Here is an 18,102-nt window from a genome sequence, read left to right on the forward strand (position 1 = left end):
TATGCGGTATATTGTTAGCGGTTTCGACCGTATTGTTCGTGCGAGGAAACCCAATCCGATGAAGATATCGCTGAAGCCAAAGAAATTTCACCGGCTAACGCCACCGCCCCCACAATTTCAGCAAATTTATACGCTTTGCCGCGGCCATAGCAGTCCATCAGCTCTAAGCATTCTCTTTGTGTACCAATTCCAGTTCCACCTCCATACGTTGCCACAATTAGCGAAGGAATAGTGAGAGATAAATACAAGTCACCTTCTTCCGTTAACTCGCTGTAGAGCATGCCTGCTGAAGACTCGGAAACGTTTGCCACGTCCTGCCCTGTCGCGATAAACATGGCGGTGATCCCGTTGGGGGAGTGCAAGCCAGTATTATTTACCCCCGATAGGAAAGACCCAACGCTCGCCACTCGCCCATGGTAGTCAATTTGTTTAGGGTCAACTCGCATTACACTTAACAAGTGTTCCCGTTTAATAGTTGCTTCCGCCGTCACACGCTTGCCACGGGTGCGCATAATATTTATTTGTGACGCTTTTTTATCTGTTGCGAAATTTGATTCCAAATAAAAGTTTTCGATACCTTTGTAGTGGTCCAGGATCCAACCGCAGGCAGCAAAGGTGGCTCTTCCTACCATGTTTTGGCCCGCGGCATCGCCGGTCTTATAATTAAATCGCAAAAAGGTAAATTTGTTTGAAAGAATATGGTCAATATAGGTAAGCTTGGCCACAGAAGACGTAGCTTCAGCATGTTCGCGAATTGTGGCAATGTTTTCTTGAACCCACTTTGCAAAGTCTCTTGCGCCGCGGGCATCAGAAAATACGAAAACTGGAGCGCGCTGCATCGCATCATCAACCACCGTTGATTTTACGCCACCACTCATATTGAGGAGTTTCATACCTCGGTTATAGGACGCGACCAGCGTTCCTTCGGTTGTGGCCAAAGGAACAACGAACTCACCTTTAGCGTGTTCACCATCTATAATAAGTGGTCCCGCGATCCCAATAGGAACTTGGGCAACTCCGATAAAATGTTCAATGTTCCCTTTTAAGTCTTGCGGATCGATTGAGTATTTGCCCACATGATTGACTTTACCGTTAGTCAAATTTTCAAAATATTTTTGCCGCTCGCTGATAATACCTTCTTCATAATCGTTATGACTGCTGCGGGGAATATGGGTTTCGTTTGAAGTTTCTGCAGACACATTGTCTTGTACTTCAAATTTTAGCTTACCAAACGGTGATGCTTTAAATGAAACACCCACTTTGCGCTTTTCTGGGTTAACAGGTTCCTTTACATGTAAATGTACGGTAATCACCTGTTTTAAGTCGAATGTCACTTCGCCTTTTTGATTAAACTCCGCAAAACTTAGTATCTCATCAGGCGAAAGCTGTAAATAGATTTTGTCTTCATCAATTTGCTTACCATCCAGTGAAATCCAATTTAACGACTGGATCTTTGCATCTTTTAAGCGGTTTTTAAGCATAAACTTTATGCCCTTAGAAGTGCTACACAAACTCCCATGAGTATAAAGTTGTTTCAACAACATGCTGGGCACAAACATTCAAATTCCTTGTGGTTGATTTTGTTGGTAAACCTATTAATTGTAAAAGTTATAGCACAGAAAAGAATAAATGGTGCTAATTGCGAACATAAGAAAAACCCTTACTGCATAAGAAACCTCCACTCCACACCAAAAATTGGGTCATAAAGTGTAAAAATTGGGCCATCCAGCATTTCTTCAGGTCAATTTTTAGGCTGGACCTCCCCCCTGTAGCCTTATGCTCCACATTCAAGCTAAATTGAAAAACGTCAGCAAGGATGACTGACCGTAAACAGTGGATACCCGATTAAATCGTGAGGGAGGCGTCAGGGAAATAAGATGCCAGGGAAGCGAATTGACGAAAAGGATGTGTCTTTAATTTGGTATCCACTTGCTTTGCGTAATCGTCAAAAACTCAAATAAAAAAGGAGGCAGTTATGCGCAAAGGGCTATTTCGAGAGCAGGCTATTCAATCTCAACGCCAGCAGCTCGACGGAAACGTCGTATTACTACCGCAGTTTTCTACTGTTCTTATTACAATCTTGGTCTTTGCTTGGATAGGTATTGTTACCTACTTCTTAATTACCCACGATTACGCTCAACACGCGCAGGTAAATGGGTGGCTGGAACCTTCGGAAGGAGTTATACGGATTTATCCACACCGCAGCGGGGGAAGAATAACTACCATAAACGTCCAAGAAGGCCAACACGTAAACGCAGGTCAAACATTACTTACCCTTGATAATCGTTCCACCACGGTAGACGGTAGCTTGGAGCAAAAGCTACTCGAAGAATACAAGGCGCAGAAAATCACATTGCAGAGCCAACTAGCAATGCTTGAAAATCACTATTCAGCAGAACAGCAAACCTTAAACTTATCAATTCACAATACTGAACAACAGCTTGCCAATATTGAGGCAATGAAAGAGCTGGTTATGGAACGGCTAGCACTCGCCCAATCACACTACACGTCCGCCCGCGCGTTGGCAGAAAAACAGTTATTACCCCAACAGGAGGTTAGACAGCTGCGGGGAAGCTTTTTAGCGGTAAAACAGGATGCGTCTCAGATGAATGCGGAACGGCTTAAACTTTCTAGTGCTTTGGAAGAAAAGGAGGCGTCCCATAAACAGCTTATGGTTAAATTCGAGCAGAACACTAATGACATAAAAGTGAGTTTGTCGGAGATCAATCAGCGTATCGCCACCACTATAAGCCAACAGGCTGAAGTTATCAAAGCGCCTAAAGCGGGTATAGTATCCAACTTGCACGCGTTTGTAGGGGAGTATTCACAGCAACAGAAACCTCTACTCACTCTACTTCCAAACGACTCTGTTATTAACGCAAAACTTATCATTCCCGTGCGCTCTGCTGGCTTCGTCAAAGCGGGGCAGTCTATTGACCTGCGCTATGATGCATTTCCATACCAAAAATTTGGCGTTTATTCCGGTAAAGTTACAGATATTGCACAATCAGTCTCACTACCAGGCGAGCTTCACACGGTACCCGTTACGTTCGACGAGCCCGCCTATGTCGTGAACGCTACCATAGATAGTAACAATATTCGCGCCTATGGTATGACCGTACCGTTAAAAGCGGGGATGACATTTTCAGCACACATAGAAGTAAGCAAGCGCTCACTTATAGAATGGCTTTTTGAACCATTGTATAGCTTAGCAGGGAGAGTGTGATGGATAGCATTACCTCACACTCACTGGCAGCACTCTCGGGGAAATGCAGCCGCCGGACACCCATGGTGTTTCAAACGGAAGCTGCCGAATGTGGCCTCGCATGCCTGGCGATGGTCGCGAATTACTTCGGCAAAAATACGGACCTACATACACTTCGACGTAAGTTTTCAATCTCCATGCGAGGAGCCTCTTTAAAACAGATTATCGAAATAAGTAGTCAATTGCAGCTCACCACCAGGCCGTTAAAAGTAGAAATTTCACATTTTCAAAAATTAAAAGCGCCCTGCATCCTACACTGGGATATGCACCATTTTGTAGTATTAACTAAAGTAAATCGAGATGGCATTCTAATCAATGATCCCGCTTTAGGCGCTCGTAAGATACGGTGGAGAGAAGTAGACAAACATTTCACCGGTATTGCTTTGGAACTTTCACCTACTGCAGAATTCAAAGGCGAGGCGACCCCAACCAAGTTATCTTTAAGTCATTTTTGGCATCAAGCGCAAGGGCTAAAGCGCTCATTAGGTATTCTATTTTTACTCTCTGTGATGATACAGCTATTTACGCTTGCCTCGCCCTACTACATGCAAACCGTCATAGACGATGCCCTAATCAATCAGCAACAGGACCTGTTGCTGATTCTTGCTTTGGGATTCGGTTTGCTTTTACTTATTGAAACAGGCGTTTCATTGTTCCGACAATTCCTTGTGTTAAGCCTGTCGTCGCGCCTGCAGTTACAAATGTCCGCGAATGTCTTCCACCATCTGATTCGTTTACCTGTCAGTTATTTTAGCAAGCGACATGTCGGGGATGTAGTGTCACGTTTCACTTCACTGAGTCAGATCCGGGAGTTTTTCACAGTAGGTTTGGTAACGGCAGTGTTGGACGGGGTTATGGCGCTTATTACTCTCATTGTAATGTTCGTTTACTCATCACAACTTTCTTTCGTCGTGCTAGCTGTAGCAACAGCGTACTTTATTACTAGGGCATGCATTGTCCCGGCAGTAAAGCGTCTTAATGCCGAACGAATATTGGCTTCTGCGAATGAACAGAGCCACTTTATGGAATCCGTGCGAGGCGTCCAAACAGTGAAGCAATTCTCACAAGAATCATCGAGAGAAGGTCAGTGGCAAAACAAACTAACAGAAGTAATAAATGCCGATATACATCTGGGAAAGTGGGATATCAGCACTAACACAATTAATAAACTGCTATTTGGCATAGAAAATATTGTAATCGTTTATCTGGCTGCACATCTCGTTTTAGACAATGCGTTTACAGTGGGCATGCTGTACGCCTTTATGAGCTACAAAAATCGTTTTATATCGTCCGTGGATGGTCTGATAACAAAGTATGTCGAATTCAAAATGATGTCAGTTCATTTTGACCGCCTAGCGGACATTGTGTTTTCAGAAAAAGAACCGATGTTAACAGAGCGTGCTGGCATCGGTGATTCAAAGTCCGCGTGTCTTGCCCCACTCGAAGTAAATGCCATCAGCTACCGTTATAGCGACATTGACAAGCCCATTTTTGACAACTTATCCCTTACTGTTGAACCTGGTAGCATCATTGCCATAGTTGGGCCAAGCGGTGCGGGAAAGTCTACGTTAATGCGATGTTTAATGGGACTAGAAGCGCCAACTTCCGGAAAAGTTTTGTATCGGGGGCAAACGGTATACAGCTCCGCATGGTTTAGAAAAAATACCGCATCAGTGATGCAGGGCGATCAATGCTTGAGCGGAACTATTGCTGACAATATAACTTGTTTCGACGAAGTGGCCGACTTTGAGCGCATGATGTGGTGCGCCCAACAAGCTTGTATTCACGATGAAATTATGACTATGCCCATGCAATATCAAACGCTGGTCGGCGACATGGGGCGCAGTCTATCTGGAGGGCAATTGCAACGCGTTCTGCTTGCCCGGGCGCTATATCGAAATCCCTCTATTCTTTTTCTTGACGAAGCGAGCAGTCATTTAGATGTAGTTAACGAGCAACGGATTAACAAGAATTTAGCTAAGTTGTCTATTACTCGAATCCTCGTCGCGCACCGACCGGAAACTATCGCGCTTGCCGAAAGAGTGTATGTGCTAAATCAAGGGTGCCTTCACTTAATTGATCCTGACGCTGAATTACAAAATCTTAAACAACAAGGAGAGCATGATGCTTAATACTCAGTGCACCAAGTCTATGGAAGACAAACTATCTCAACTATCTAAACGCGAATTGCAAGTAGCCCATAAAATTATGGAAGGGTTACCGAATAAACGTATTGCAAGTCAACTCTTTATCAGCGAGCGCACCGTGAAATTTCATTGTGCGAACATATATCGCAAACTGGAGATTCGTGACAGGGCAGCGCTCATGGCGGCCTATTTTAGGCAACTTTATCAACTTCAAGCATCTGACATGTGACTACCGGGTGCAGTGATGTTGAACTTCACTGCACGGAATTCAATAGCATAGAGACCAAAAACCGATGCTTACCCCCCGCTACCTGATAGCACGTTATACCACCTTATCTATCGGTATTGCTTGTTTTTCCCACTTATCATTGTGGATCGTTACAGAAACACCACCTAGCTGGCTTTTTACCATTTTGATCATCAACCTGGTCTGGTTTTTGAGCTTCAAAGAAGTTGTGCTGATTTTAACCGCTGTTGGCCAAGATTCATCAACAAATCGTGTTGAAGAAAAGTATTAAAACAGCCCGACTGGTCAGGTGCATCTCATAGCAAAACGACTAAAATTATTAACACTGTATGGAATGCAGTAAACGTAAACTACAAAAGAGGACTTTGAGTAATGAAAAATCTAAACCAATACCCTGAAACCTTATCTTCAACTGAGGCACAAAAAGTGGCGGGCGGCGCAACGTTAACCGTTCCTAAGCTATCGCACCAGACACTTCCTATCGAGCCCATTGCCCCTCCAAGATATTTCACTCTAGCTATTGGTGAGGGCGGGGGGCATTTACCAGACTTATATTAAGAGTGCATGTCGCCTCCTCAGAGGCGACATTTATAAGCAAGGAAGATATCTGTGACCATTCTAATATTAGGTACCTATAACGACCCGCAAGTCGTTCACGTACAAAAGTTACTGAGCACGCAGGGCCATCAAACCCGCATCTACGATAGTCAACGTTTTCCCACCGAATATGGAATAGATTTTGATGTACTGAATAACCAGTGTACGTTGCTTGTCGATAATGAAGCGCTATCTCTGGGTGATATCGACGCGGTTTATTGGCATAAGTTTACGCCCCCATCTCCCGCTTTAAGGGAGGCTGGCTTTCCCATGGCTCAGCAGAATTGTCAGTCGGCACTGAATATTCTCCTGCATTCTACGCAAGTTAAATGGGTTAACGGCGTACACGCTGTGCGCTATCACCAATCCAAACCTTTACAGTTAGCGCATGCGAGTCGTCTGGGGGCCTCGGTGGCCGAGACCTTGATTAGCGGAAACACAAACACACTGAAACAGTTTGTAAATACTCACTTAGAGTGTATTGCTAAACCTGTCTATGGCGGGGCGCATGCACACCGCGTAAAGATGGGAACTTTAGGGGGAGAAAACTGCTTAGGAAGTGAAGGCGGCCCGATAACACTACAACGCTATATTGCTGGCACTAATATACGAACCTATGTTTGCGGAGAAAATTGTTTGTCGGCAGAGTTAAAAAGTGATCATGCGGATTTTCGTTCAGATAATGAAGCCGTAGCCACAGTCCACCACCTACCGATGTCCGTGAGTCAGTTAGCCACCAAGTTATGTGACCAAATGGGAATGCGTTGGGGAGCGATTGATTGGCGCTTAGATAATGAGGGTAAATACTGGTTTTTAGAAATTAACCCTGCGCCATACTTTTTACGAGTTGAGCATGACACGGGACTTAATATTAGTGGAATGTTGGTAACAGAGCTTACGCAATCCACTCATAGCAAGAATCACTCGCGATTATCAGCCTAAGCATTTAAAGGTAGCACACACCCTTTGATGTGCGCTGAAGTTATTAAAGAATAAAGCGACTTAGATCTTCATCTTCTACTAGTTTCTCAAGATGTTTATTCACGTAAGCTTCGTCGACAGTTAGCGATTCACCATTTTTTTCTGAAGCATCAAACGAAATATCTTCCATGAGCTTTTCGAGCACCGTGTGTAAGCGACGTGCACCGATGTTTTCGGTACGTTCATTCACTTGCCAAGCTGCTTGAGCTATACGTTGGATACCAGATTCCGTAAAATCGACATCCACGCCTTCAGTTTTAAGTAAGGCTATATACTGAGCGGTGAGTGAGGCGTTAGGCTCAGTCAGGATACGCTTAAAATCGCCTACTGCAAGAGCAGAAAGTTCAACGCGAATAGGCAAGCGGCCTTGTAATTCTGGTATAAGATCGGACGGTTTACTCATTTGGAAGGCACCCGATGCAATAAACAGAATATGGTCTGTTTTGACCATGCCGTGCTTGGTCGAAACCGTTGAACCCTCGACTAATGGTAGTAAATCACGCTGCACACCTTCACGAGAGACGTCGCCCGACGTATTCCCTTCACGCTTGCAGATTTTGTCGATTTCGTCGATAAACACAATACCGTTTTGCTCAACCGCTTCAATCGCCATCTCTTTTAAATCTTCCTGATTAACTAATCTGGCCGCTTCCTCTTCAATAAGCAATTTACGCGCTTCTTTTATTTTCAGCTTTTTCTTCTTCTTTGAACTGCCTGATAAGTTTTGAAACATACTTTGCAGCTGATTAGTCATTTCTTCCATGCCAGGAGGTGCCATGATCTCAACCCCTACTTGAGGCGCGGCGATATCAACTTCTATTTCCTTATCATCCAGGCTGCCTTCACGAAGCTTTTTGCGGAAACTCTGGCGCGTTCCTCTATCTTCGACCTGTTCCTTTTCTCCCCATGCATTTTCTGGAGAGGGTAACAACACATCAAGAATACGCTCCTCAGCAGCTTCTTCGGCGCGATACTTTACTTTCGCCATAGCTTTTTCTTTGGTCATTTTGACCGAGATATCTGCCAAATCGCGGATGATCTGTTCAACTTCCTTGCCGACATAGCCCACTTCAGTGAATTTAGTTGCCTCAACTTTGATGAAAGGAGCATTTGCCAGCTTAGCCAGACGACGAGCAATTTCTGTTTTTCCTACCCCTGTTGGGCCGATCATCAGAATGTTCTTAGGGGTCACTTCCTGACGTAGCTCTTCAGGTAACTGCATACGACGCCAGCGGTTACGAAGCGCAATTGAAACGGCGCGCTTTGCGTCTTGCTGACCAATGATATGGCGATCTAATTCGTGCACGATTTCGCGTGGTGTCATTTCAGACATAAAAAACCTTCTTATAAAAATTCTGCATATATCATCCCGTGGGATGACGTAATGGAAAATGGTTCAGACGTTAGTAGTCCAGCACTTCAAGCGTTTGACTGTGATTAGTGAATACGCAAATATCGCCCGCAATGGTTAGACTTTTTTCTGCAATTTCTTTTGCACTTAACGACGTGTTCTGTAATAACGCAGTAGCGGCTGACTGTGCATACGCACCGCCGGAACCAATCGCAATCAAATCATTTTCAGGCTGCACCACGTCACCGTTACCGGTGATAATAAATGATGCATTCTCGTCTGCTACGGCTAATAAAGCTTCCAATTTGCGTAACATGCGGTCTGTTCGCCAGTCTTTAGCCATCTCTACAGCGGCACGCGTAATTTGTCCTTGATGAGCTTCCAATTTGGCTTCGAAACGCTCAAATAAGGTGAAGGCATCAGCCGTGCCACCTGCGAAACCCGCTAAAATTTTATTATGGTATAAACGGCGTACTTTACGGGCATTGCCTTTCATTACAGTATTGCCCAAGGAAACCTGGCCATCACCCGCCATTACTACCTGGTTGTCACGTCTGACAGAAACAATTGTGGTCACGTAAATTCCCCACTTTATTAAATTGAAGAGTTACTTCAAAGTTTGAAGTTTATGTTGTAAAGGTATGTGGGGGAGGGTCAGATAATTTTCAAGGTCAAGGCTGGTTAAGAATAGCCTTGACCTGAGTTATCAGAGATTCCAGAACCAAATCTGACAAGTAGATATGTTGACCTTGCGTAAGGTATGTTTAGCACGCTCTGCGTCACGTTTACTATCGAACGGCCCTAAAATCACTCTAAACCATTCGCCATTTGCCCCTGAACTAGGTCGGATTTGTGATTCAAGTCCCTGAAAAGCGATAGTCGCTTTCATTTCTTCGGCTTGAGCACGGGTTCTGAAAGATGCGCACTGCATTAAATAGCGTTTATCAGACTTTTCCTGTTCTGCAACGTCCACTTCGACTTCATAACCGGGTAAAGATTTGATGTACTCCCATTCTTCTTCAGGAAGTTCAGGGAGGTCATCTTTATTGTTCACTGATTGAGTCGCCACAGGGGCATCGACCTTTTGTTCAGCGGAATCTTTTATCGACCATAGAAAAAAAACAAAACCAATTAATAAGGCAACGACAATTATCAGTCTTACCCACGGTAGCGTAGCGGGCGCTGAAGCATCAGCCTTCGAATTGGCCTGCTTCCGAGCCTGCGGCTTTTTGGCCGGACCTTTTTTTGAGGACTTTTGCGAGGTGCGCCCCCGAGATACATAATCTTTTTGAGCCATAATCGGCGTATTTTCCAAACATAGGGTAGATTATAAATTAGGAACAACAGTGTAACGTGGATAAATGAAAAATGCTGCTCACTTATCCACCATCTAATCGCTATTTCGCTTCTTTAATGAACGCGCCGTTACATAGGTTAATTAAAGTCCATGGGATCGACATCTACTGACCACCTGACTTTTGCAGAGAGTGAGAGTTGTGTGATATTAGGAATACCATATCGCAGCGCCTGATGAAGCGTGGAGCGTTTATGGGCAGATATTATCAAAACGAAGCGATATCGCCCTTGCTTTTTTTCAACCAGGGCGGGAATCGGACCGACGAATTGGAGGGTGTTTCCCCCGGTCAATAGCTGACGCCCCTGCATAAGAAAATCGTAGGCCAACTCAGCATTGGTTGATTCAGCACGTAATACACATTGGACACGATACGGGGGTAAGCCAACATGACGCCTTTCCTGAAGCAGAAAACGTGAGAACGCCTGGTACCCATTGCAAATAAGATCTTGTAATAGCGGATGTTCAGGGGAATGAGTTTGTAGCCACATTTCCCCCGGCTTACTTGCCCGACCGGCTCGGCCCGCTACCTGTGTGACCAGTTGCGCAAGCTTTTCGGGGGCGCGAAAGTCAGCACTATACAGGGCGCCATCACACCCTAATACCACCACTAAGGTGACATGTGGGAAGTGATGGCCTTTCGCGAGTATCTGGGTGCCGACTAAAAGCTGATACTCTTGCTTATCTATTTTACTTAGGATATTGGCAAGTTTATTTTTGCCCCGGATTGAATCACTGTCGATTCGAATTTGGGAATACTGTGGAAATAACCGGTTCAACCCTGCTTCAATTTGTTCTGTACCCGTGCCTGAGGTAATCAGTTCGTTACTTCCGCACGCATGGCAGATTCGCGGCAGTGGTTTGGTTTTCTCACAGCGATGACATTGCAACCGGGGTGGGGACTGATAAACGGTAAACGGTTGCTCACAGCGCTTACATTCGACCGAGTGACCACAATGGTGACAGAGTAACGCTGGGGCATAGCCTTTTCGGTTGATAAATACCAGTACCTGATTATTAGCTTCAAGGTGGGATTTAATAATAGCAATCGTCCCAGGGGCTAACCCGTATTCCAGATTTTGATCCCGCGCATCCAGCAAATGTTGCGTCGGAATAACCGCAGCACCAGCGCGCACAGTTAATTGTAAGTGATGATAACGCTTAGTTAAGGCATTATTTAAGGTTTCCAGCGATGGCGACCCCGAACCCAATACCAATGGGATTTGCTCTTTTTGGGCTCTGACTACGGCTAAGTCTCGGGCGTGATAACGCAGCCCATCATTCTGTTTAAATGAGTCGTCATGCTCCTCATCCAGAATAATCATTCCTAAATTGGAAAACGGGGTGAAAATGGCTGAACGCGTGCCGATGACAATCCCCAATTTATTGGTAGACGCTCGCTGCCAAATTAACAAGCGTTCTGGATTGGTAACCTGAGAGTGCAGAACCGCTACGTCAATTCCAAATCGGTTGGCGAAACGATTGACCGTTTGCGGGGTCAACCCAATCTCAGGTACGAGAATAAGCACCTGCTTGCCCGCTAAAAGTACTTTTTCCAACGCTTGCAAATACACTTCAGTTTTGCCGCTTCCCGTGATCCCCTCTAATAGGAAGGATGAAAAGCCCGTCTGTTGATTAATTGCGGCGATTGCTGCAGCTTGTTCTCGGTTCGCGATAGGTTTGCCGGTAATATTGATATTTTCGTGCCAACTCTCATTGATCGTTGGCTTTTCAATAACCTCTAATAACTGTTTGTCTACCAATGCTTTAACAATAGATGCTGAGTACAATTTGGTGATTTTAGCTAGCGTGGCTGGATTGTCCTTACAATGCCGCCAGCAGTTAAGCTGCTTTGGCGCGCGTGAAAGTTGCTCGATAACCAACGTTTCTGGGGTTTGCGTTATCTTGACATACTGTTGAGTATCCCGTGGCAGCATCTCGCCTTTTCTCAATAAAACAGGCATCGCGGTATGAAATACTTCGCCTATAGGATGATGATAGTAATGCGTTAACCACTCGCACAAGGTTAAGAGTATGGGGCTTAGAACGGGTTCACCATCGAGTATATCGTGCAAAGGTTTTAACTTATCAACTGTCCCATTAAAGTCGGAGTGAGACGCCACTACTATTCCCACTAGCGTACGTTTCCCAAACGGCACAGTTACGCGACACCCTTTCTTTACCTTGTTAAGTGAAAGATAGGTAAATGTCTGACGCAAAGGGACAGGTACGGCGACTTCAACAAACCACTGAGACATTAAATTCTAACGGAACCAAAATATTGAGCAAAATTACAATCCGATAATCATACCGAATAAATAGCAGAGTAGTAGAATAATCTCTGTAGGTTACAAATACATTAGACCATGATAAACCACTTGACCAAAACTTAAGCTTCCCTTATTATGCGCGGCCTTTATTGGCGGGGTTTCTTTTGAAGCTCTGCAATTGTTAATAACGTATGGTGTTCGACTTCGGGTCGAATAGCGATACGGCCTTATTTTGAGGTAAACCATGAAACAAGATATCCATCCGGATTACAACGAAATTACTGCAAACTGTTCTTGTGGTAATACGATTAAAGTTCGTTCTACGCTAGGTAAAGACATCAACCTTGACGTATGTTCAAACTGTCACCCTTTCTACACTGGTAAGCAACGTAACGTTGACACTGGTGGACGTGTTGATCGCTTCAAGAAGCGTTTCGGTGCACTGGGCAAAAAATAAGAATTGCGTTACCAACAAAATTCTTCCAAACGTCGGCTTCAAGCCGACGTTTTTGTTTCTATTCCATCTATAACCCTGATGAATGCCTGAAATTGAAAACTAATACTTCCGTTTATTTTCCAACCACGATACTTTAAATCTGCATACCTCATCTGATATGTTGAGGAAACGAAGGTGTGATAGAGTTCCGCCCATTCGAAGAGCGTAGTAATAAACAGTTATCACATTCCGCTGTACCCCCTAATTTAAGGTGTATGTGCAGTGTAAAAATAATAAAAAACTGGCAACGTTCATAAAAATTGCATAACAACGTTTTTACCAACCCTACACAGTAAGGACTATTGCCATAATGTCAGATTTCAGACAACGTGCACTGGATTATCATGCCTACCCTACCCCAGGCAAAATCAAAGTTGAGCTATCCAAACCTGCTGACAGCGTAGACGACCTGGCACTTGCGTATAGCCCAGGCGTAGCGGAGCCTGTTCGAGAAATAGCTGAAGATGCTGACGCAGCATACAAATACACAGCCAAAGGCAATATGGTGGCGGTGATAAGTAACGGGACGGCTATCCTGGGGCTAGGTAATCTTGGTCCATTAGCGTCAAAACCCGTTATGGAAGGAAAAGCCCTGCTTTTTAAACGCTTCGCTGGATTAGATGCAATCGACATCGAAGTAAAACATCGCACTACCGAAGAATTTATCAATACGGTTGCCAATATTGCAGATACATTTGGCGGCATTAATCTTGAAGACATCAAGGCACCCGAGTGCTTTGAAATTGAACAAGAGCTCATCAAACGTTGTAAAGTACCGGTTTTTCATGATGACCAACACGGTACCGCTATTGTGACCGCAGCAGGAATGCTTAACGCACTAGAAATCCAGGGCAAAGACATTCATTCTGCAAAAATTGTATGCATGGGCGCCGGCGCCGCAGCTGTAGCGTGTATGGAATTGCTTATCAAGTGTGGTGCTCAGCGTGAGCTTATCTATATGCTTGATCGTAAGGGCGTTATCCATACAAGGCGTGAAGACCTTACCGAACACAAAAAGCTGTTTGCCAATAATACCGATAAGCGCACACTTGAAGATGTCATGGAAGGCGCTGACATTTTTGTAGGGGTGTCTGGTCCTGACGTTTTGTCGCCCGATGCTCTTAAGTTAATGGCTGACAAACCCATTGTGTTTGCTTGCTCAAATCCTGATCCGGAAATTAAACCTGAACTGGCTCACAGTGTACGAGACGACTTAATCATGGCCACTGGCCGTTCTGACTACCCAAATCAAGTCAACAACGTACTTTGTTTCCCATTCATCTTTCGAGGCGCATTAGATGTTCGGGCCAGCGCTATCAACGATGAAATGAAAGTGGCGGCGGTGGAAGCAATTCGTTCCATTTCGAAGGAACCCGTTCCGGAGGAAGTACTAAAAGCAAGTAAAAGTAACAACCTAAGCTTTGGAAAAGATTATATTATTCCCAAACCAATGGACCCGCGTTTGTGTGGACGTATTGCCAAGGCTGTAGCCACCGCTGCTATCGAATCTGGGGTGGCGCGTCTGCAAACACTCCCCACCAGCTACGCATAAATGATAGGAAAGTGCCGGATCAGCTCCGGCACTTGTTCGAATAAACCTAATCCTCTGATTCTACTTCTGGCTCAATTCCCATTTTTTCCATTATCCTTCGCGCACTCGCGGGGATCCTGTTGGGATTATCTTTTCTCAAATCTTCGTCATCGGGAAGAGGCTGGCCAGTAAACGCATGCAAGAAGGCTTCGCAAAGTAATTCTGAATTCGTCGCGTGCCTTAGATTATTGACCTGTCTGCGGGTCCGCTCATCGGTCAGTACCTTCAACACGTTGGTAGGTATCGAGACGGTGACTTTTTTTACTTGTTCGCTTTTTTTACCGTGTTCAGCGTAAGGGTGAATATATTTACCGTTCCATTCTGCCATGAGGGTCTCATTAAAAGTTATTTTATAGGGTGTCGTTAAGTCTGGAAATTCTAACCAATATCCCAAAAAGGTCAATTAAGCAGTGTAAACTTCTTGACGTCTATCCTTATATCGAATAATTTGGACGTCTAAACGTCCATTCACAAGTGATCAAAGTAATGGTTTCATATGCGCAGGGGATAGATGCCCTAAATCAGTCACTCGCCGAATTAACGGATATCGATGTATCGTTTGAATTTTTCCCACCTAAAACTGAACAAATGGAACGAACATTATGGAAATCTGTAGAGCGCCTGGCGCCTCTCCAACCCGCGTACATGTCCGTTACCTATGGTGCCAATAGTGGCGAAAGGGATAGAACACATCATGTGGTTAAACGAATACATCAAGAAACCGGGGTACCTGCGGCCCCCCATCTGACGTGTGTGGATGCGTCTAAAGAAGAGCTTCGTCAAATTGCAAAGGATTATTGGGCATCGGGGATCAGGCGTATTGTTGCATTAAGAGGCGATTTGCCTACTGGAGTAAGCAAGACTGAGATGTATGCGGCTGATTTAGTAGAGCTGCTAAAGGATGTAGCGAATTTTGATGTGTCTGTAGCGGCCTACCCAGAGAAGCATCCAGAAGCCCCGAACTCACAATTTGATTTATTAAATTTAAAACGCAAAGCACAGGCGGGGGCGAGTGAAGCCATTACCCAGTTCTTTTTTGATACCAGCGTGTTCTTACGTTTCCGTGACCGCGCGGCGGCGGCCGGCATTGAATTGGATATCGTACCCGGTATTCTACCGGTCACTAATTATCATACCTTATTAAAATTTGCCGGCTTCACCAATGTGCATATTCCCCGCTGGCTTCACCGGACCTTCGATGGTTTAGATAAAGATGACCAGACGACCCGTAATTTACTTGGCGCGAATATCGCTTTGGATATGGTTAAAGTGTTGGCAAAAGAAGGCGTAAAGCATTTTCACTTTTACACCCTTAACCGATGTGAGCTAAGTTATGCCATTTGCCACATGTTGGGTAAGCGTGAGCAGGGATGGGTAGAAGAACCGACGCTGTTGAGAAAAATTTAGTTTTACCTATTTGAACAAGCCGTTACACTTATGCATATTGCGCGATACTAAATTAGTTCAGTATCGACTATAAAGGTAAATGGAGTGTAATGTGAACACAGACAGGGTAAAAGCCGTGTGGCACAAGCATCATCATCGCTTCCGCGATTTTGGTCGTATTTTTGTGCAACGGTGTGCTAACGATAACATTACCATATCTGCTGGACACCTCGCATATGTGACACTCCTGTCGCTTGTCCCTTTTGTTATGGTGACATTTACAATGATGTCTGCCTTCCCGGCTTTTGCTTCAGTTAGAAGTAAATTAGAACATTTTATTTTCACAAACTTTGTCCCTACCGCCAGCGATGTGGTGCATGAGCATATCTTGTCGTTTGTTGCCAATGCGGCAGAGATGAGTGCCATCGGTATTTTATCGTTATTGGTGGTTGCCCTTTTGCTAATTTCTAATGTTGACAAAACCCTCAACAGGATCTGGCGCACACCCAGCGAACGCCCGTTAATTTATACGTTAGCTATTTACTGGATGGTGATTACGCTTAGTCCTATGCTTATCGGCTCAAGCGTAGTCGTAACGTCTTATCTTTCGGGTATCGCCAACTTTGCTGAAGAGTATACGCCGGGGCTGGGCACCACCATCTTAAAAATGGTGCCGAGTCTGACGACCATGTTGGCATTTGTTATCTTGTATATGCTCGTGCCTAACCGTAGAGTGAGCCCCAAGTACGCATTGCCGGGTGCCTTGGTCGCCACAATTCTATTTGAAATAATGAAAAATGGCTTCACTTTTTATGTCACCAACTTTCCCTCCTATCAGGTTATATACGGCGCATTAGCGACGCTTCCTATTTTATTTCTATGGGTTTATCTTTCATGGATAGTGGTATTAGTTGGCGCTGAATTTACCTGTAGCTTGAATGACACGTTCGATGAACACAAAGCAAGTGAAGAACCTCGCGAATTACCTAACGAATAATTCGCTTTTACCACCTTAGCGAACCCTCACCCAATAAGCTCATTTGGAGCAACGGCATTTCTACTGTTGAACCGCACGACGCTTTATCCGAGTCGATCAGTTTACCTTGCTCAGCGAGGACACATAGTAACCGTAATGGATCACCTCACCTTCCATGCCGTTTTTAAAGTCGAATATAAGAGGAAAATAACGAAAGTGAGTACACACTTACAGAAATGTGTCGTGATCCTAAAATTGTTGTGTTTCATTGTGTCCAAAGAAAATAAGCTAAATGAAATAAAGCAATGTAAAAAAACGCCGTCTTAAGCTTCTCAAATACGCGAACCACTTATCAATTTATTCAGCTAACAAAAGGGTTAAAAACTAACCACGTTTATAGAGGTCGATAAATACAGAAAAACAACTGCGAGAGCAAATGTTTCATAAACGGCGAAAGTTATTGTTCTACGCAATAATTTACGATGCTAGCGCCAATATAGAGTTAGCTTGACCGCACCGTTTTCTTCGGTTTCAACCCATTCGTGACAGTGCGGTGAATCGAGTAGCTAAGGCGACACAGCTCGCCCTTTTCCTTATAGAGCGCAAGCTGCCCGTTTTGCACCTGCGCTGCTGGTGAAACTGGATCGAGTAAATCAATAGATGCATTATGCTATATAACACAATAGCGAATCTTGCTAGATAAACTAGGCAGTGTCAGCTAAGAATGAAACGTAAAAACTGGAATAAACTTAGCGCCCATTACGTGACTGATAGCCACGTAATCTTTAGCCTGCTACTTCATTGAAGCAATAAACGCATCAGATTCAGCTATTGCGCTGTTCATATTCCGGATCAGTATGCGGATATCGGCTTGCATGACCGTTAACTCACTCTCTAATGAGCCAATCGCACTGGCGTTCAAATTATGTTTCAGGAACAGTACATTGTCTTCCAGTTTTCGTAATACTGGCGTCATTGTCCCTTCCGCTTTACGCATAGCACTTAGCATTGTTTCATATTTTCGCTTCGTATCGCGTAATTGCTGCTCGCTGGCGCGGCGATAATTTTCGTTTTGATAGCGGTCAAGTTCCTCTTCCCACTCGTTAAACAAGGCTTCCGCCACTGAAGCGACCTTGTTTATTCGATTGGAAACGTCATCAGCGGCAGCCTTACTATCTTCATATTCATCATTCAGCCTATCGTATACCTCTTCCAATTCACCGCCCTGAAAATTAATCAACGCACTAAATTCTTCTAAGGCTGAGCTGAATTGTTCCTGAGCGTCCTCTTGAGATTCACGTGCATCTTCTACTCGATCCACCATGATTTCGCGTTTCTCAACACCTACTTTTTCCCACGCCGCGTAATAAGCAGACTGGCACCCGCCTAGGATTAGTAGTAAAAGCCCCGTAACAAAGGCTATTGAAGGTTTATTCATTAC

17 protein-coding genes are annotated in these 18,102 nt (G+C 44.5%); 10 read left to right on the top strand and 7 right to left on the bottom strand.

Annotated features, from left to right (window positions below):
• Positions 1-14: 14 nt before the first annotated feature.
• Entirely contained in the window at positions 15-1,559 is a 1,545-nt protein-coding gene (locus tag OPS28_RS08855) for a hydroxymethylglutaryl-CoA reductase (RefSeq protein ID WP_442863981.1), read from the bottom strand.
• Positions 1,560-1,975: 416 nt separating this feature from the next.
• Between OPS28_RS08855 and OPS28_RS08860 the strand changes: the two genes are divergently transcribed.
• The 6 genes from OPS28_RS08860 to OPS28_RS17070 all read left to right on the top strand — a co-directional run bounded on the left by OPS28_RS08860 (position 1,976) and on the right by OPS28_RS17070 (position 7,198).
• Positions 1,976-3,226, top strand: coding sequence for an HlyD family secretion protein (locus OPS28_RS08860; protein WP_265609095.1), 1,251 nt, complete (start codon positions 1,976-1,978; stop codon positions 3,224-3,226).
• Positions 3,226-5,397 carry a peptidase domain-containing ABC transporter gene (locus tag OPS28_RS08865; RefSeq protein WP_265609096.1) on the top strand — a complete coding sequence of 724 codons (2,172 nt, stop codon included), beginning with the start codon at positions 3,226-3,228 and terminating at the stop codon, positions 5,395-5,397. The genes OPS28_RS08860 and OPS28_RS08865 overlap by 1 nt, the downstream gene beginning before the upstream one ends.
• Complete coding sequence (locus OPS28_RS08870) at positions 5,387-5,641, top strand: helix-turn-helix domain-containing protein (RefSeq protein WP_265609097.1); 255 nt, start codon at positions 5,387-5,389, stop codon at positions 5,639-5,641. Before OPS28_RS08865 ends, OPS28_RS08870 begins: the two co-directional genes overlap by 11 nt.
• A 64-nt stretch (positions 5,642-5,705) precedes the next feature.
• Positions 5,706-5,930 carry a hypothetical protein gene (locus OPS28_RS08875; RefSeq protein ID WP_265609098.1) on the top strand — a complete coding sequence of 75 codons (225 nt, stop codon included), beginning with the start codon at positions 5,706-5,708 and terminating at the stop codon, positions 5,928-5,930.
• A 101-nt stretch (positions 5,931-6,031) separates the two neighbouring features.
• Positions 6,032-6,217: a hypothetical protein gene (locus OPS28_RS08880; protein ID WP_265609099.1), complete on the top strand. Its 186-nt coding sequence runs from the start codon at positions 6,032-6,034 to the stop codon at positions 6,215-6,217.
• 51 nt (positions 6,218-6,268) lie between these two features.
• Positions 6,269-7,198 (top strand): ATP-grasp domain-containing protein, encoded by a 930-nt coding sequence (locus OPS28_RS17070; protein WP_265609100.1) that lies wholly within the window; start codon positions 6,269-6,271, stop codon positions 7,196-7,198.
• Between the two features lie 43 nt (positions 7,199-7,241).
• Here OPS28_RS17070 and hslU read toward each other — a convergent pair whose 3' ends face one another.
• The 4 genes from hslU to priA form a co-directional block, all read right to left on the bottom strand.
• The gene (gene hslU, locus OPS28_RS08890; protein ID WP_265609101.1) at positions 7,242-8,570 is read right to left on the bottom strand and encodes an HslU--HslV peptidase ATPase subunit; all 1,329 of its coding nucleotides are present in this window, start codon (positions 8,568-8,570) and stop codon (positions 7,242-7,244) included.
• Positions 8,571-8,640: 70 nt separating this feature from the next.
• The gene (gene hslV / locus OPS28_RS08895; RefSeq protein ID WP_265609102.1) at positions 8,641-9,165 is read right to left on the bottom strand and encodes an ATP-dependent protease subunit HslV; all 525 of its coding nucleotides are present in this window, start codon (positions 9,163-9,165) and stop codon (positions 8,641-8,643) included.
• A gap of 129 nt (positions 9,166-9,294) precedes the next feature.
• On the bottom strand, positions 9,295-9,885 hold the full coding sequence (locus OPS28_RS08900) for an SPOR domain-containing protein (RefSeq protein WP_265609103.1): 591 nt from the start codon (positions 9,883-9,885) through the stop codon (positions 9,295-9,297).
• A gap of 137 nt (positions 9,886-10,022) precedes the next feature.
• Positions 10,023-12,200 (bottom strand): primosomal protein N', encoded by a 2,178-nt coding sequence (gene priA / locus OPS28_RS08905; protein ID WP_265609104.1) that lies wholly within the window; start codon positions 12,198-12,200, stop codon positions 10,023-10,025.
• A 256-nt stretch (positions 12,201-12,456) separates the two neighbouring features.
• Between priA and rpmE the strand changes: the two genes are divergently transcribed.
• Together rpmE and OPS28_RS08915 are read left to right on the top strand one after the other, a co-directional pair.
• Positions 12,457-12,669: a 50S ribosomal protein L31 gene (gene rpmE / locus OPS28_RS08910; protein WP_265609105.1), complete on the top strand. Its 213-nt coding sequence runs from the start codon at positions 12,457-12,459 to the stop codon at positions 12,667-12,669.
• Positions 12,670-13,018: 349 nt separating this feature from the next.
• Positions 13,019-14,260 carry a malic enzyme-like NAD(P)-binding protein gene (locus OPS28_RS08915; RefSeq protein ID WP_265609106.1) on the top strand — a complete coding sequence of 414 codons (1,242 nt, stop codon included), beginning with the start codon at positions 13,019-13,021 and terminating at the stop codon, positions 14,258-14,260.
• Positions 14,261-14,306: 46 nt separating this feature from the next.
• Here OPS28_RS08915 and metJ read toward each other — a convergent pair whose 3' ends face one another.
• Entirely contained in the window at positions 14,307-14,627 is a 321-nt protein-coding gene (metJ, locus tag OPS28_RS08920) for a met regulon transcriptional regulator MetJ (RefSeq protein WP_265609107.1), read from the bottom strand.
• 158 nt (positions 14,628-14,785) lie between these two features.
• Between metJ and metF the strand changes: the two genes are divergently transcribed.
• A complete protein-coding gene (gene metF, locus OPS28_RS08925; protein WP_265609108.1) occupies positions 14,786-15,706 on the top strand; it encodes a methylenetetrahydrofolate reductase in 921 nt (306 codons plus the stop codon).
• 91 nt (positions 15,707-15,797) lie between these two features.
• On the top strand, positions 15,798-16,682 hold the full coding sequence (locus OPS28_RS08930; RefSeq protein ID WP_265609109.1) for a virulence factor BrkB family protein: 885 nt from the start codon (positions 15,798-15,800) through the stop codon (positions 16,680-16,682).
• Between the two features lie 772 nt (positions 16,683-17,454).
• Here OPS28_RS08930 and OPS28_RS08935 read toward each other — a convergent pair.
• On the bottom strand, positions 17,455-18,099 hold the full coding sequence (locus tag OPS28_RS08935; RefSeq protein ID WP_265609110.1) for a DUF2959 domain-containing protein: 645 nt from the start codon (positions 18,097-18,099) through the stop codon (positions 17,455-17,457).
• Positions 18,100-18,102 lie beyond the last annotated feature (3 nt).

Origin of the sequence: Alteromonas sp. ASW11-130 (assembly GCF_026183735.1) — a bacterium.
Classification (GTDB): Bacteria; Pseudomonadota; Gammaproteobacteria; order Enterobacterales; family Alteromonadaceae; genus Alteromonas.

Coding starts and splice junctions, on each gene's coding strand:
- OPS28_RS08900 (WP_265609103.1), bottom strand. CDS start 9,885: ATGGCTCAAAAAGATTATGTATCTCGGGGGCGCACCTCGCAAAAGTCC.
- rpmE (WP_265609105.1), top strand. CDS start 12,457: ATGAAACAAGATATCCATCCGGATTACAACGAAATTACTGCAAACTGT.
- OPS28_RS08935 (WP_265609110.1), bottom strand. CDS start 18,099: ATGAATAAACCTTCAATAGCCTTTGTTACGGGGCTTTTACTACTAATC.
- OPS28_RS08875 (WP_265609098.1), top strand. CDS start 5,706: ATGCTTACCCCCCGCTACCTGATAGCACGTTATACCACCTTATCTATC.
- OPS28_RS08870 (WP_265609097.1), top strand. CDS start 5,387: ATGATGCTTAATACTCAGTGCACCAAGTCTATGGAAGACAAACTATCT.
- OPS28_RS08865 (WP_265609096.1), top strand. CDS start 3,226: ATGGATAGCATTACCTCACACTCACTGGCAGCACTCTCGGGGAAATGC.
- priA (WP_265609104.1), bottom strand. CDS start 12,200: ATGTCTCAGTGGTTTGTTGAAGTCGCCGTACCTGTCCCTTTGCGTCAG.
- hslU (WP_265609101.1), bottom strand. CDS start 8,570: ATGTCTGAAATGACACCACGCGAAATCGTGCACGAATTAGATCGCCAT.
- OPS28_RS08915 (WP_265609106.1), top strand. CDS start 13,019: ATGTCAGATTTCAGACAACGTGCACTGGATTATCATGCCTACCCTACC.
- OPS28_RS08855 (WP_442863981.1), bottom strand. CDS start 1,559: ATGTTTGTGCCCAGCATGTTGTTGAAACAACTTTATACTCATGGGAGT.
- OPS28_RS08880 (WP_265609099.1), top strand. CDS start 6,032: ATGAAAAATCTAAACCAATACCCTGAAACCTTATCTTCAACTGAGGCA.
- metJ (WP_265609107.1), bottom strand. CDS start 14,627: ATGGCAGAATGGAACGGTAAATATATTCACCCTTACGCTGAACACGGT.
- metF (WP_265609108.1), top strand. CDS start 14,786: ATGGTTTCATATGCGCAGGGGATAGATGCCCTAAATCAGTCACTCGCC.
- OPS28_RS08860 (WP_265609095.1), top strand. CDS start 1,976: ATGCGCAAAGGGCTATTTCGAGAGCAGGCTATTCAATCTCAACGCCAG.